This is a genomic window from Roseobacter sp. GAI101 (genome assembly GCF_000156335.1).
GTDB lineage: Bacteria > Pseudomonadota > Alphaproteobacteria > Rhodobacterales > Rhodobacteraceae > Sulfitobacter.
This window is the reverse complement of the sequence record NZ_DS999213.1, coordinates 2,677,163-2,689,917: the sequence shown is the minus strand read 5'-3', so window position 1 is coordinate 2,689,917 and position 12,755 is coordinate 2,677,163. Positions and strand designations below refer to the sequence as shown.

The window sequence follows — 12,755 nt, the reverse complement described above, 5'->3', positions numbered from 1 at the left end:
TGCCATACCGTGTCTATATAAGAGCAACAAGCCGCGCGAAAAGGGGGTGTCGTATGATGCAAAGATTTGGACAGCCGCCACTGCCGGGCAAAAACTATACTTTGCGTCCCGGATCCTATGCGATTTTGCCGCTCAAGGGGCGGTTTTTGATGACGGCGCAGATCGGTGAAAAGGTCGATGTCCAATTGCCGGGTGGCGGGATTGACCCGGGCGAATCACCTCTGCGGGCCCTCTACCGCGAAGTGATCGAGGAAATCGGGTGGACCATCGCCTACCCTCGCCGCCTTGGCGCGTTTCGCCGTTTCGTCTATATGCCGGAATATGATCTGTGGGCCGAAAAACTGTGCCACATCTATGTCGCCCACCCCGCGCGCCAGATCGCCGACCCTGTGGAGCCTGATCATGTGACGGTCGTTCTGTCCGCAGACGAAGCATTGGCGGCCCTGGGGAATGATGGCGACCGGATGTTTTTCGAAAAATACATGTTCTAGGGGCTCTCACTTGGCCCCGTGTATTCGAACAAGATCCCCGAGACATCATCCGGGAAATCCGCATCACCGGCAAATTCCGTAAGCTGCCACAGGATCGCCTCAAGCAAGGGGGGGCCATTGACGTCGTGCAGACCGCGCAACAGTTGGGCAAGCCCCTCTTCATCCAGCATCTTTCCTTCGGGGTCGGGGCATTCGGTAACACCATCCGACAAGATCAAAAGACGATCGCCCGGCGATAGTTGAACTGTGAATTGGTCATATTCAACGCCTGCAAGCAGCCCCACGGGAAACCCGCCAAGCCCGCCCTGTTCAATCCGACCGTCCCGCCGTTGAACGACCGGATGCGGGTGGCCTGCCTGGGACATCACGACATGTCCGGTCTTCAAATCAACCTCGGCCAGCAGCAGGGTAAAGTAATGTTCGGTTTCCATCTCGTTCAGGACAAGATTGTTAAGCTCTGAAATAACCTTCTCCGGGGGGCGCATGGCAAAGCTGCCGTCGGGCTGACGGATCAAGGCCACGTTTTGATCGGGTGCGGCCGCCGACAGATAGCCGGCCAATCGGGCCGTCATCAGCGCCGAGCTGATCCCGTGTCCGGATACGTCGATCCCGTAAAGGCCCAGCTTGTCATCCCCGACCGGGAAAAATCCGACCAGATCACCGCCAACATGCCCACTTGACCGCAGCATCAACGACAATTTCCCCGTGTCGAAATCACGCGTGCGTTCCCGGACCAGTGATTGCTGAAGCTTTTTCGCTTCCAGCAAATCCTTGTCCAGCGAATCATAGACTCGCTGCAATTCGTCCAACGTATCGGTGATAATGCGGTTTTTTTCCGTCAACTCCCGCTGCATGTCCAGGATGCGTTCACCGGCCGTGATACGGGCGCGCAATTCGTGAACATCGACAGGTTTGCTAAGAAAATCGTCGGCCCCGTTATCCAGGCCCTTTGCCACCTCGGCCTTTTCACTTTTTGAGGTCAACAGGATGAAATACCCGTACTGGAAATTGGATAGATCGCGAAAGGCCCGGCAAAATTGCAGGCCATTCATCCCCGGCATCACCCAATCGCTGATCACGAGATCGGGCAGCCGTATCCTGCATTGCTCAAGCGCCTCGTCCCCCGATGCAGCTTCGACAACCTCGAACCCCCACCGCGTAAGAGACGCGCTGAGGATGCGGCGCTGAAGCTTGCTGTCGTCGACGACCAACACCAGTTGCATCGCGCCGGAGCGGTGAGGAAGATCAATTATCTTGTTTGTTAATGGCATTCTCTACGACGATTCACTGGGTCTACGGCCCGCTTTATCGGTCTTCGGCTTAACACCACATGAAGCTTAAAAATTGATCCAAAAATTGTGCAGTGCCCACGCCCGGTTAAGGGAATTCCCTTATGCAAAACCTGCAAAAGGGAGGTCGCTCCATGGCTATGATTGACTGGACACAGGTAAATACTCTGCGGGACGAGATTGGCAGGGAAAGTTTTGACGAGATCATCGAGATTTTCATTGAGGAAGTCGAACAGGTCATCGACCGCTTGCGAAGCGATCCTGATCCCGAGACTTTGGGCGATGATCTGCATTTCCTGAAAGGCAGCGCGCTGAACCTTGGGTTTTCCGAGTTTTCGGATCAGTGCCAGATTGGCGAAAGTGCATCCTCAAAGGGCGCGGCGGCAGATGTCGACGTGGAAGGGATCCTTGCCAGCTACGAAAATTCGAAAGCGCTGTTCATGGCCGAATTGCCAGAGGCGCTAAACGCCTAGATCACAAGACGAACTGGGCCAACGTTTCGTCATTTGTGATGTCGGTATAGGTGAACCCCGCCTCGTTCAGCTGTGACAGGAACGGCCCAAAGCTGTCCGGGCTGCGCGTTTCGATCCCAATCAGGACAGAACCAAAGTTGCGGGCAGATTTCTTGAGGTATTCGAACCGGCAAATATCATCATCCGGACCGAGAATGTTCAAGAACTCCTTCAACGCGCCAGGGCGTTGGGGCATGCGCAGGATGAAATACTTTTTCACGCCGGAATAGCGCTGTGCGCGTTCCTTGACCTCGGGCAGGCGTTCGAAATCAAAGTTGCCGCCCGACGCGACACATACAACCGTCTTGCCTTTTATCTGTTCCGCAACCTCGCCCAGCGCCTCGATTGACAGGGCACCGGCTGGTTCCAGAACGATCCCTTCGACATTCAACATCTCGATGATCGTCACGCAAATCCGGTCTTCGGCCAGATCGATCACATCCTTGGGGTCAACATCCTTGAGCCGGTCAAAATTGCGCTGCCCGATCTTGGCAACCGCTGCACCGTCCACGAAACTGTTGATCGGAGAGATATCTACCGGCGTGTGGTTGGCCAATGCACAGGCCAGACTTGGCGCGCCTTTCGGTTCTACAAAGGTATAGTCGCAGGATTTTCCGAAATAGCTGTAGATCCCCGAGGACAACCCGCCCCCGCCGACCGGCAGGATGATATGGTCCGGCACGCGGCCCAGCTGCTCCTCGATCTCGACCGCGACAGAAGCCTGGCCTTCGATCACGTCATCATCATCGAACGGCGACAGGAAATGTGCGCCCTCGACTGTGCAGAAGTCTTGCGCGGCTGTCAGGGTCTTGTCGAAATAGTCGCCGACCAGCCGAACCTCGACCTGTGCACCACCGAAAATCTTGGTCTTTTGAATCTTTTGCTGCGGTGTGGTGACGGGCATGAAAATGACGCCCTTCACCCCGAAATAACTGCACATGAATGCGACGCCCTGCGCATGATTGCCCGCACTGGCGCAGACAAAAACGGTCTTTTCCGGGATCACTTTGCGCATGGCATTAAAGGCACCGCGCAGTTTGTAGGACCGCACCGGGCTGAGGTCTTCGCGCTTGAGCCAAATATCCGCGCCGTATTTTTCAGACAGGTGTTCATTGCGCATCAACGGTGTCGCGCTGAACACATCACGCATCGCTTTGGTCGCGTTTTGTGCCAGGATCTGGAAACTATCGGTCATCGGACTGCCCTTTGCGGTGAATAACTGTCGATACGACCCCCACTGCGTGCGGTCAACGCAGCCTTCAATCTTGCCCACGGACGCAAAACCCGATACCTCGCGATGCAAACCGCAAAGGAAACAATATGTCCGCGCCCAAAAAAGTTGTGCTCGCCTATTCCGGTGGGCTCGATACGTCAATCATCCTCAAATGGCTGCAAACCGAATACGGCTGTGAAGTGGTAACCTTTACTGCCGATCTGGGCCAGGGCGAGGAACTTGAACCTGCCCGCGCCAAAGCCGAGATGATGGGCGCATCCGAGATTTACATCGAAGACGTGCGCGAAGAGTTCGTGCGCGATTTCGTGTTTCCGATGTTCCGCGCCAACGCCCTGTACGAAGGGCTGTACCTGCTGGGCACCTCCATCGCGCGGCCGCTGATTTCCAAACGTCTGGTCGAAATCGCAGCCGAAACCGGTGCTGACGCCGTCGCCCACGGCGCGACCGGCAAAGGCAACGATCAGGTACGGTTCGAACTGGCGGCCTATGCGCTGAACCCCGACATCAAGGTCATCGCGCCTTGGCGTGAATGGGATTTGACCAGCCGCACCAAGCTGCTTGAATTCGCAGAGAAGAACCAGATTCCTGTCGCCAAGGACAAACGCGGCGAAGCGCCGTTCAGCGTTGACGCGAACCTGTTGCACACCTCGTCCGAAGGCAAAGTGTTGGAAGATCCCGCGGTTGATGCGCCTGAATATGTGTATCAGCGCACCGTTTCCCCCGAAGATGCGCCGGACACGCCCGAATACGTCGAAATCGGGTTCGAGCGCGGCGACGCCGTCAGCATCAACGGCGAAGCGATGTCGCCCGCGACAATCCTGACCAAGTTGAACGAACTGGGCGGCAAGCATGGCTGTGGCCGTCTTGATCTGGTCGAAGGCCGTTTTGTCGGCATGAAATCACGCGGTATCTACGAGACCCCCGGCGGCACCCTTTTGCTGGAAGCACACCGCGGGATCGAATCGATCACGCTGGACCGTGGCGCGATGCATCTGAAAGACGAGCTGATGCCACGCTATGCGGAACTGATCTATAACGGGTTCTGGTTCAGCCCCGAACGCACAATGTTGCAGGCCGCGATCGACGCGTCCCAAACCCATGTGACCGGCACCGTGCGGCTGAAACTGTACAAAGGCCACGCGCGCACCGTGGGCCGCTGGTCTGATCATTCGCTGTATTCCGAAGCGCATGTGACCTTTGAGGACGACGCCGGTGCCTATGATCAAAAGGACGCTGCCGGCTTTATCCAGCTGAACGCACTGCGCCTCAAATTGCTGGCGGCGCGTGACAAACGCCTGAAAAGCTAAGCGTTAGACACAAAAAAGGCCCGGACAGGGGGATGATCTGTCCGGGCCTTCCATGTGGTTGATCAAAGCTTACTTAGCTGTGATCACCGCCATAACCAACTTGCCGTCAGGCTTGATCGGGCCGTCTTCCTTGGCACCCAAGGTATATTCAAAGCCGCCTGTCTTCATGCCACCGTCTTCGGCGTGCACCATCAGCATCAGCATCTCGCCGGATTTGACTTCTTCTTGCAGGATCACCGCGACGTCGACGTTTTCACCGGCACGCAGCGGGGCATAGCCGACTACTGGGCCTGGCTTCATCTCGGCATCCGTGCGGTGGACGACCATCCAGCCATTTACGCCGGCCATGACTTTTTCAGCGCTTACGACACCATTGGACACGTCCTGGTCTACGGCTTCGACCATCGGCGTGGAATGTGCGGCGGCAAATGCGCTGCCAGCAGCGATTGTCAGGGCAAGGGCAGTTGTTGTGAACAGTTTCATTCTTAAACTCCTATATGTGATATGGCTAAGTCACGACACGCCGGAGCGGCAAGTTTCAAAAAACTTTTGAATTATGTGAAAATTTATATAATCCTTTGATCATAAAGGATTTTATAATGCGGCAAGGCTTGATCAAGAAGCGTTTTTTCTGACGGGGGCAGCGTTGGCAACGGCCCTTCGGCCCCGGCAAAGCCTGTGCTTGAATGAACCGCACCATACCAATGGGACGCCCAGACCCCGTCTTCGGGCCGCGCGCCTGCGGGCCACGTCAGCATCGCAGGATCAAACGGCAGATCAATCGCAGCGCACAGCTTGCGCAACATCCCTTCCGGGTCGGCGCGAATATCGGCGCTGTCGATCACCAGTCCGCCGATCCTGTCATAAAGTGCTGTTTGCTGACCAAAGCCGATATCATCGAAACCGGGGGCTTCGCGTTTGGCCGTGTAGCTGGCGATCACGCGGGCGGGATGACGGATCAGGTGAATATTCACGCAGTCCCTGGCCCAGTCCATCGGGAATCCGTCCAACATGTGATGTGGCATATGTTTCATGTAAAGATGCGGCGTACCCTGACGCTGGCATTGCACCCCCACCAGTTCGGGATCGGTTTCATGAACTGCCAGAATCTCGGCCTGCATCGGGTGATCCTCGCCCGTCGCCGCCAGGTAGGCCGCATAGAAAGGTTCATCCATCACCGTGAAATCAGCCCGATTGCCAAAGCTGTACATCATCGCGGTGCTTAGATTGCGTGGACCCGACCACATTGCGATCCGCATCAGGCGCACTCCTGCTTGATCAAGTCCTTGTACAGATCGCGCAACCGCCCGGTCATCGGCCCCATCTCCCCGCTCCCGATCTGCCGACCGTCGATGGACGCGACCGGTGTCTGCGCCCCGAAGGTACCGGTCAAGAACGCCTCGTCTGCGCCATATGTATCAACAAGCGAGAAGTTGCGTTCGAACACCGGGATGTCATTGGCGCGACACAGGTCAATCACCTTTTGGCGGGTGATGCCATTCATGCAATAATCCCCGGTACTGGTCCAGACAGCGCCCTTGCGCACGATGAAAAAGTTGCAGGCATTGGTCGTATTCACAAAGCCGTTGATATCCAGCATCAATCCTTCATCGGCACCCGCCTTTTCCGCGGCGATGCAGGCAAGAATACAGTTCAGCTTGGAATGACTGTTCAGCTTTGGGTCCTGCGTCATCGGCAACCCGCGCAGATGCGGGACCGTCGCCAGCCGGATCGGGCGCGGAATGCTGGGGCGCGAATGTTCCATGATAATCGTGATCGTCGGGCCGGATTGGGACAAGGACGGATGTTGAAACGGCCGCGTTTTGACGCCGCGGGTGATCATCAGCCGCGCATGGGCGTCGGTAGTCATATCATTGGCCCTCTGCGTCTCTAACAGGGCAGAAACCAACGCTTCGCGGGTCATTCCGATGTCCAGATCAATCGCCTTGGACGCTTCGAACAGCCGGTCAAAGTGATCATCCATGAAGGCCCAGCACCCGTCATACAGGCGCAGCCCCTCCCAGATACCGTCCCCCAGCATAAAGCCGCTGTCATATACGCTGACCACGGCCTGCGCCTTGGGAACAATCTTGCCGTTCAGATAAATCAGGATTTCGTCGTTGCGCGCATCTTCTTCGGCCTGGTGGGTTGTCATGTGATCTTGCATCTAAAGTCCCCTTTTCGATCCGACGCTAAGAAGTTCAGCGCCCCGCGCCAAGGCTGAAATTGAAATCACTAGCCCGTGACATCGCCAAGCTGTGTGTTGCGCCGTGACGTCAATCCCGTCACCGTTATGTCAAAGAGGAGGGTTTTGATGAGTATCGGGAAAAATATCAGGTTAGTGGCGCTTGTCACAGCCATCGGTTTGGGGCTTGTCGCACAGGCAACAAAGGTGAAAGCAGCCGGAACAGAGACGCTTTTGGTGGCCGGAGGATGCTTTTGGTGTGTTGAATCCGATTTTGAAGGGGTGAAGGGCGTCAAGGAAGCCGTATCCGGTTTCGCAGGCGGTACCGTGAAAAACCCGACCTACAAGCAGGTTGTCGCCGGGAGGACCGGCCATTACGAGGCCGTGCAAATCCAATTCGATCCGGCAGTGGTCAGCGTCGACCAGCTGTTGGCGATGTTCTTCCGGTCCATCGATCCGACAGACGCGGGCGGCCAGTTCTGTGACCGCGGCGATTCCTACCGCTCAGCGATTTTCGCGGATGGACCGGCCCAGAAAGCCGCCGCTGAAAAAGCCAAATCGGACGCACAGGCCGCATTGGGCAAGACAGTCGTGACCCCTGTTTTGGGCAAGACCGCATTTTACCCGGCAGATGAATACCACCAAGATTATTACAAAAGCGATGAACGGCTGGCGTTTTCCAGCGTTGGATTGGCCGTCAAGAAATCTGTTGCCTACAAACGGTATCGCAAGGGCTGCGGCCGCGATCAGCGCGTGAAACAGCTTTGGGGCAGCGCGGCACCCTTTGCCGGTTAAGGCAGTTAATCGAAATTGTGATCCTGGATGTCTTTCAGATCCGGGATCACATCGGCCGTCCCTTGCCGCGTCACCATCAGGGCGGCGGCCTGCATCGCAAGCTTGATCGCGTCTTCCATCGCTAACCTGCGGTCCAATGCAGCCACCAGATAACCGGTAAACGTATCGCCGGCGCCGGTGGTATCGATGGCCGTCACCGGATAGGCAGGAAAATCTTTCGTAGTTTTCGCCTTGTTAGAGACCCATTTACATCCGTCAGCCCCAAGCGTCACAACGATGTCGTCAATCGGCAAACTGTCCAAAGGTCGGTCTAGCGCCTTCACCAGTTCGTCTGCTTCACCTTCGTTCAGAACCAACAGATCGATATAGGCCATCGCCTCTGCAACGACTTCGGGTTCGAACGGAGCGGCCGCAAAGGCAACGCGCATTCCCAATGTCTTGGCGGTCGGGGCAGCGAATTCCTGCCCCAAGGTTTCGTTTTGCATCAGCAGAAAATCACCTGGCGACGCCTCTGACAGTGCCGCGCCGATCATCCGATCACTCACCTCGTGATTGGCCCCTGCGAATATAACAATCGAATTCTCACCATCTTCGGCCACGCAGATATTCGCATGACCCGTAGCGGTGTTGACCATGGTGATATGCTGGGTTTCGACGCCATACTCCAACAACCGTTCCACTGCCCATTTACCGTCTGGCCCGACGGCACCGATATGCATCACGCGGGTACCGGCGCGGGCGGCGGCGACGGACATATTTGCGCCCTTGCCGCCCAAACCCTGACGGAAATCCTCGGCTACGATCGTTTCACCCGGCGCTGGCAAGTGACGCAGATAATAGAAATTATCCGCGTTGATAGAGCCGAGGTTCCAGATCATTCGCCGACCTTGCAGGCTGCCAGGATCGCCATGTTGAGGATGTCATTGGCGGTGGATGTGGTTGAACAAATCTGGATCGATTTATCCAGACCGGTCAGGATCGGGCCGATCACCGTGGCCCCTGCCATTTCCTGCATCAGCTTGACGGAAATGCTGGCCGAGTGCCGCGCAGGAACCACCAGAATGTTGGCTGGCCCTGTCAGCCGCGAGAACGGATAGTTCTTTTGGCTTTCGACGTTCATCGCGACATCGACGGTCATTTCGCCTTCGTATTCGAAATTCACGCCGCGACGGTCCAGTACATCAGGCGCATGCTGCATTTTCTCGGCACGCTCGGACACCGGATAACCAAAGGTGGAGAAACTGACAAAGGCGACCCGGGGTTCAAGCCCCAGATGCCGCGCGACCTTGGCACCGCTTTCGGCGATGTTGGCCAGATCTTCTTCGTCGGGCCATTCATGCACCAGCGTATCGCCGATAAACACGATCCGGCCTTTGTGCAGCAAGGCGGTGATGCCCACGGCACCATGTTCTGCGTTGGCGTCGAAAACATGGTTAAGACGCTCTAGCACATGCGCCGACTTGCGGGTCGCGCCTGTCACCAGACCGTCACCATGCCCGTGCGCCAACATCAGCGCGGCAAAGACATGACGGTCGCGCGCAGCAAGACGGTGGATGTCCTTGCGGTCAAACCCCTTGCGTTGCAGGCGATCATACAGAAAGCTTTTATAATTTTCCAAGTGGGTCGTATTGGCCGCATTCACGACCTCAAGCTCGCGATAGGCGTCTTCCAGTCCGGCGCTGGCCAGCTTGGCTTTGACGTCGTCAGACCGCCCGACAACCAGCGCTTTGCCCAAACCGGACCGCTGATACATCACGGCGGCGCGCAACACCTTGGGGTCATCCCCTTCGGCAAAGATCATCCGCGCCTGGTTCGCACGGGCGCGGGCGTTGATGCCGCGCAGGATGTTCGCAGTCGGGTCCATGCGGGATTTCAGGCTAAGCTCGTAAGCATCCATGTCGATGATCGGGCGCCGCGCAACGCCGGTATCCATACCGGCACGCGCCACGGCTGGTGGAATGCGGTGGATCAGGCGGGGGTCAAACGGCGTGGGAATGATGTAATCACGTCCAAAGCTGAGGTTCTTGCCATAGGCCAGCGCAACCTCGTCCGGCACATCCTCGCGGGCAAGGTTTGCCAAGGCGTGGGCGCAGGCAATCTTCATCTCGTCATTGATGGCGCGGGCATGAATATCCAGGGCACCGCGGAACAGGTACGGGAAACCCAGCACGTTGTTCACCTGGTTCGGGTAATCGCTGCGCCCTGTGGCAACGATGGCGTCGGGGCGGACTTCGTGGGCTTCTTCGGGCGTAATTTCGGGATCGGGGTTCGCCATGGCAAAGATCACCGGATTATCCGCCATGCTTGCCACCATCGCAGGGGTTACGGCCCCTTTGACAGAGACGCCCAGGAACACATCGGCCCCCGACATCGCGTCTTCCAATGTGCGCAATTCGGTCGCCGCGGCATGCGCCGATTTCCACTGGTTCATCCCTTCGGTGCGACCCTGATAGATGACGCCTTTGGTGTCACACATAATGCAATTGTTGTGCTTGGCACCCATCGCTTTGAGCAGTTCAAGGCAGGCGATGCCCGCAGCACCGGCACCGTTCAGCACGATCCGGACGTCTTCGATTTTCTTGTCGGAAATCTTCAGGGCATTCAAAAGGCCCGCCGCACAGATCACAGCAGTCCCGTGCTGGTCGTCATGGAAGACGGGAATATCCATTTCTTCCTTGAGGCGCTGTTCGATGATGAAGCATTCAGGTGCCTTGATGTCCTCAAGGTTGATGCCGCCAAAGGTCGGCCCCATCAGCCGGACCGCGTTGATAAAGGCTTCGGGGTCTTCTGTGTCCAGTTCGATGTCGATCGAATTCACATCGGCGAAGCGCTTGAACAGAACTGCCTTGCCTTCCATCACCGGTTTGGAGGCCAGCGCGCCCAGATTGCCCAACCCCAGTACCGCCGTCCCGTTAGAGATCACCGCAACCAGATTGCCCTTGTTGGTGTAGTCATACGCCAGTTCAGGATGCTCGGCGATGGATTCACAGGGAACAGCAACGCCGGGCGAATAGGCAAGGCTCAGGTCGCGCTGCGTTGTCATGGGGACAGTCGCGGTAATCTCGAACTTGCCGGGGGTTGGTTCTAGGTGAAAGGCAAGCGCCTCTTCTGACGTAATACGGTTCTTTGACACTGGCACGGCTTCCCTGATGGTTTTCCGCTTAATACCGACGAACGGCCCAGTGCACAATAAACTTGCCGCTTTGCGTCACACGACGTAGCGCACCCAGTCGTGGTTTTTCAAAAACGCATCATGGCGTTCGGGGAAATCGGCCTGCAAGCGCGCCATCGCCCAGCGGATCACCTGCGGTCTTTCGCACCGGTTTGCGCACCACACCATGCGAACAAGGGTCTGCCACCGCGATGGATCCGCCTTGAACGCGGCGTCAATTGCCATCAGCTCGGACTTGGGGGCATCGGCTTCCTTGTGGCAGTCAGCCAGCAGCAGCAACAAATCCATGTGACCCGCCAACAACTTTGGATGCGCCTCAAGGACACAAAGCGCTTTGTCGACTGCGCCGACCCTGAACAGCGTCCGGGCCAGCTTTAGCAAGTCGCCTGATGTCGGCATGTCGGGGATATGCCCGTCCAACGCCACGACAAACGCCATCAATTGCCCGGCACCCTGATGGGACAATGCAGTTGGCAGCAATTCTTCCTTGAAGGGGTTGGGTTCATCACCCGGAGCGACGCCTTTGTAGTCCGCGTAAAAGCTGACGTATTTGCACTGCGCGGCATTGGCGACCGGCCAGAAATCACCCCAACGGGTCATCGCCGTTTGCAGCGTGCCGATTTCAATCACATAGGTTTCGGGGCTGGCGAACAACATGTTGGTAAATCCCGCCCCGTGATACGAGATCATGATTTCGGCGTTCGCCATCAGGGCAACTTGTTCAAGCGGGTGCATGTTTTCAAAAACGACATACTCAAAGCCGAACATCTTGAGGTGATCGAACAGCTTGTCCTCGCCCTCCATATGCCGCGTGCGGCTTTGGCGGGTATCGCGTCCGACATAGAATTTCTTGGGCAGATCGCTGAAATCAAGCCCCTCGATGGTCCGCAAGGCGCGCTCACGCAGCGCGATCAGGCTTGAGCCGACCGTATTCATCTGAAGCATGCCTTGCGCCGCGACCGTCGGGGTCTGCCCCTGCCAGATCTGATCGGACGGGGACAGCTTGTTCAGTCTATTAGGCTCTATGTATGGGTTTAGATAATGAACCCCCATCAGATCAAAGGCCGTCAATACGCGGTCATAATCCTTTGGCGCACGCTCGAAAAACACGCGACCCTTGTATTCGGGAAACAGGACGGCGACGAAATTGCGGGTAAAGTCACGCAGTTTGCGTTCGTTATTGGGGAAATGGATGTAAATGCGGCCCTGAAAATCCAGATCATCCAGAACGCACAATTGGCAAAGAGATTCCGTGACAAAGTGGTAGTAGTTGAACGTATTCCGACAGGTGATCGCGAAATCGACATCCGGGCCAAGCGCCTCGGGATCTATCGTCAGCTTTTTCCCCTGGTTCGCCTCCAGACTTTCAGCGAAATAATCGACCAGGCGCTGTTGCGGATCAAACTCCTCGGCCTCGTTTGCCCACCGAAAGCGGTTAACAGCGCGGGTACCCGGTGCTCCCCCCAGAACGATCCGGTCCTGCGCCATGATGAATGACTTGCGAAACCCGACCTCGTCCAGGATCGCAGGTACACTGGCATAGACGATCGGTTGCTTGAATTTCCGATGCCGCCGCGTTTGGGTCAGGAATGCTTCGATCTTGTCATTCAGCGCCTCGCTTTCGCTTGCCCCGACACCTTCGATTACCGCAGCAGGACAGGTGCGCCAGAAATATGGCGGCTCTGCCAACAGCGTCACGCCGTCATCCGCCCAAGGATTTAGAAAAACCTGCTCTGGTTCCCGGGCAAGGTTCACTTGGTTTCGCAAAGC

Annotated in this window: 12 protein-coding genes; 4 read left to right on the top strand and 8 right to left on the bottom strand. The window is 56.8% G+C overall.

Annotated elements, in window-relative coordinates; all coding sequences use genetic code 11:
• Positions 1–53: 53 nt before the first annotated feature.
• Positions 54–491, top strand: a complete 438-nt coding sequence (locus tag RGAI101_RS12505) for an NUDIX domain-containing protein (RefSeq protein ID WP_008225415.1) — start codon at positions 54–56, stop codon at positions 489–491.
• On the opposite strand, the gene RGAI101_RS12500 is transcribed toward RGAI101_RS12505, so the two are convergent.
• Positions 488–1,762, bottom strand: a complete 1,275-nt coding sequence (locus RGAI101_RS12500) for a PP2C family protein-serine/threonine phosphatase (protein ID WP_037228162.1) — start codon at positions 1,760–1,762, stop codon at positions 488–490. The genes RGAI101_RS12505 and RGAI101_RS12500 overlap by 4 nt on opposite strands.
• A gap of 158 nt (positions 1,763–1,920) precedes the next feature.
• Here RGAI101_RS12500 and RGAI101_RS12495 point away from each other — a divergent pair, with 158 nt between their 5' ends.
• On the top strand, positions 1,921–2,253 hold the full coding sequence (locus RGAI101_RS12495; RefSeq protein ID WP_008228439.1) for an Hpt domain-containing protein: 333 nt from the start codon (positions 1,921–1,923) through the stop codon (positions 2,251–2,253).
• A 1-nt stretch (position 2,254) separates the two neighbouring features.
• Here RGAI101_RS12495 and ilvA read toward each other — a convergent pair whose 3' ends face one another.
• Positions 2,255–3,487 carry a threonine ammonia-lyase IlvA gene (ilvA, locus tag RGAI101_RS12490; protein ID WP_008227941.1) on the bottom strand — a complete coding sequence of 411 codons (1,233 nt, stop codon included), beginning with the start codon at positions 3,485–3,487 and terminating at the stop codon, positions 2,255–2,257.
• A 125-nt stretch (positions 3,488–3,612) separates the two neighbouring features.
• Here ilvA and RGAI101_RS12485 point away from each other — a divergent pair, with 125 nt between their 5' ends.
• Complete coding sequence (locus tag RGAI101_RS12485; protein ID WP_008226782.1) at positions 3,613–4,833, top strand: argininosuccinate synthase; 1,221 nt, start codon at positions 3,613–3,615, stop codon at positions 4,831–4,833.
• A gap of 69 nt (positions 4,834–4,902) precedes the next feature.
• Here RGAI101_RS12485 and RGAI101_RS12480 read toward each other — a convergent pair whose 3' ends face one another.
• The 3 genes from RGAI101_RS12480 to RGAI101_RS12470 all read right to left on the bottom strand — a co-directional run bounded on the left by RGAI101_RS12480 (position 4,903) and on the right by RGAI101_RS12470 (position 7,000).
• Positions 4,903–5,316, bottom strand: a complete 414-nt coding sequence (locus tag RGAI101_RS12480) for a DUF7282 domain-containing protein (protein WP_008228350.1) — start codon at positions 5,314–5,316, stop codon at positions 4,903–4,905.
• Positions 5,317–5,399: 83 nt separating this feature from the next.
• On the bottom strand, positions 5,400–6,092 hold the full coding sequence (locus RGAI101_RS12475; RefSeq protein WP_037228160.1) for a hypothetical protein: 693 nt from the start codon (positions 6,090–6,092) through the stop codon (positions 5,400–5,402).
• The gene (locus RGAI101_RS12470) at positions 6,092–7,000 is read right to left on the bottom strand and encodes a D-amino acid aminotransferase (protein ID WP_008227957.1); all 909 of its coding nucleotides are present in this window, start codon (positions 6,998–7,000) and stop codon (positions 6,092–6,094) included. The genes RGAI101_RS12475 and RGAI101_RS12470 overlap by 1 nt, the downstream gene beginning before the upstream one ends.
• A 147-nt stretch (positions 7,001–7,147) precedes the next feature.
• Between RGAI101_RS12470 and msrA the strand changes: the two genes are divergently transcribed.
• On the top strand, positions 7,148–7,813 hold the full coding sequence (gene msrA / locus RGAI101_RS12465; RefSeq protein WP_037228158.1) for a peptide-methionine (S)-S-oxide reductase MsrA: 666 nt from the start codon (positions 7,148–7,150) through the stop codon (positions 7,811–7,813).
• 5 nt (positions 7,814–7,818) lie between these two features.
• Here the strand turns inward: msrA and RGAI101_RS12460 are convergent, their stop codons facing one another.
• From RGAI101_RS12460 to RGAI101_RS12450, 3 genes are all read right to left on the bottom strand, one after another.
• Positions 7,819–8,691 carry a ribokinase gene (locus RGAI101_RS12460; protein WP_008227892.1) on the bottom strand — a complete coding sequence of 291 codons (873 nt, stop codon included), beginning with the start codon at positions 8,689–8,691 and terminating at the stop codon, positions 7,819–7,821.
• Positions 8,688–10,946 carry an NADP-dependent malic enzyme gene (locus RGAI101_RS12455; protein WP_008225357.1) on the bottom strand — a complete coding sequence of 753 codons (2,259 nt, stop codon included), beginning with the start codon at positions 10,944–10,946 and terminating at the stop codon, positions 8,688–8,690. Before RGAI101_RS12455 ends, RGAI101_RS12460 begins: the two co-directional genes overlap by 4 nt.
• Positions 10,947–11,021: 75 nt before the next feature.
• Positions 11,022–12,683: a glycosyltransferase family 61 protein gene (locus RGAI101_RS12450; RefSeq protein ID WP_198133696.1), complete on the bottom strand. Its 1,662-nt coding sequence runs from the start codon at positions 12,681–12,683 to the stop codon at positions 11,022–11,024.
• Positions 12,684–12,755: the final 72 nt, after the last annotated feature.

Excerpts from the sequence above, each read along its gene's own strand:
- RGAI101_RS12480 (WP_008228350.1), bottom strand. The coding sequence starts at position 5,316 with ATGAAACTGTTCACAACAACTGCCCTTGCCCTGACAATCGCTGCTGGC.
- ilvA (WP_008227941.1), bottom strand. The coding sequence starts at position 3,487 with ATGACCGATAGTTTCCAGATCCTGGCACAAAACGCGACCAAAGCGATG.
- RGAI101_RS12470 (WP_008227957.1), bottom strand. The coding sequence starts at position 7,000 with ATGCAAGATCACATGACAACCCACCAGGCCGAAGAAGATGCGCGCAAC.
- RGAI101_RS12485 (WP_008226782.1), top strand. The coding sequence starts at position 3,613 with ATGTCCGCGCCCAAAAAAGTTGTGCTCGCCTATTCCGGTGGGCTCGAT.
- msrA (WP_037228158.1), top strand. The coding sequence starts at position 7,148 with ATGAGTATCGGGAAAAATATCAGGTTAGTGGCGCTTGTCACAGCCATC.
- RGAI101_RS12495 (WP_008228439.1), top strand. The coding sequence starts at position 1,921 with ATGATTGACTGGACACAGGTAAATACTCTGCGGGACGAGATTGGCAGG.
- RGAI101_RS12505 (WP_008225415.1), top strand. The coding sequence starts at position 54 with ATGATGCAAAGATTTGGACAGCCGCCACTGCCGGGCAAAAACTATACT.
- RGAI101_RS12460 (WP_008227892.1), bottom strand. The coding sequence starts at position 8,691 with ATGATCTGGAACCTCGGCTCTATCAACGCGGATAATTTCTATTATCTG.
- RGAI101_RS12475 (WP_037228160.1), bottom strand. The coding sequence starts at position 6,092 with ATGCGGATCGCAATGTGGTCGGGTCCACGCAATCTAAGCACCGCGATG.
- RGAI101_RS12500 (WP_037228162.1), bottom strand. The coding sequence starts at position 1,762 with ATGCCATTAACAAACAAGATAATTGATCTTCCTCACCGCTCCGGCGCG.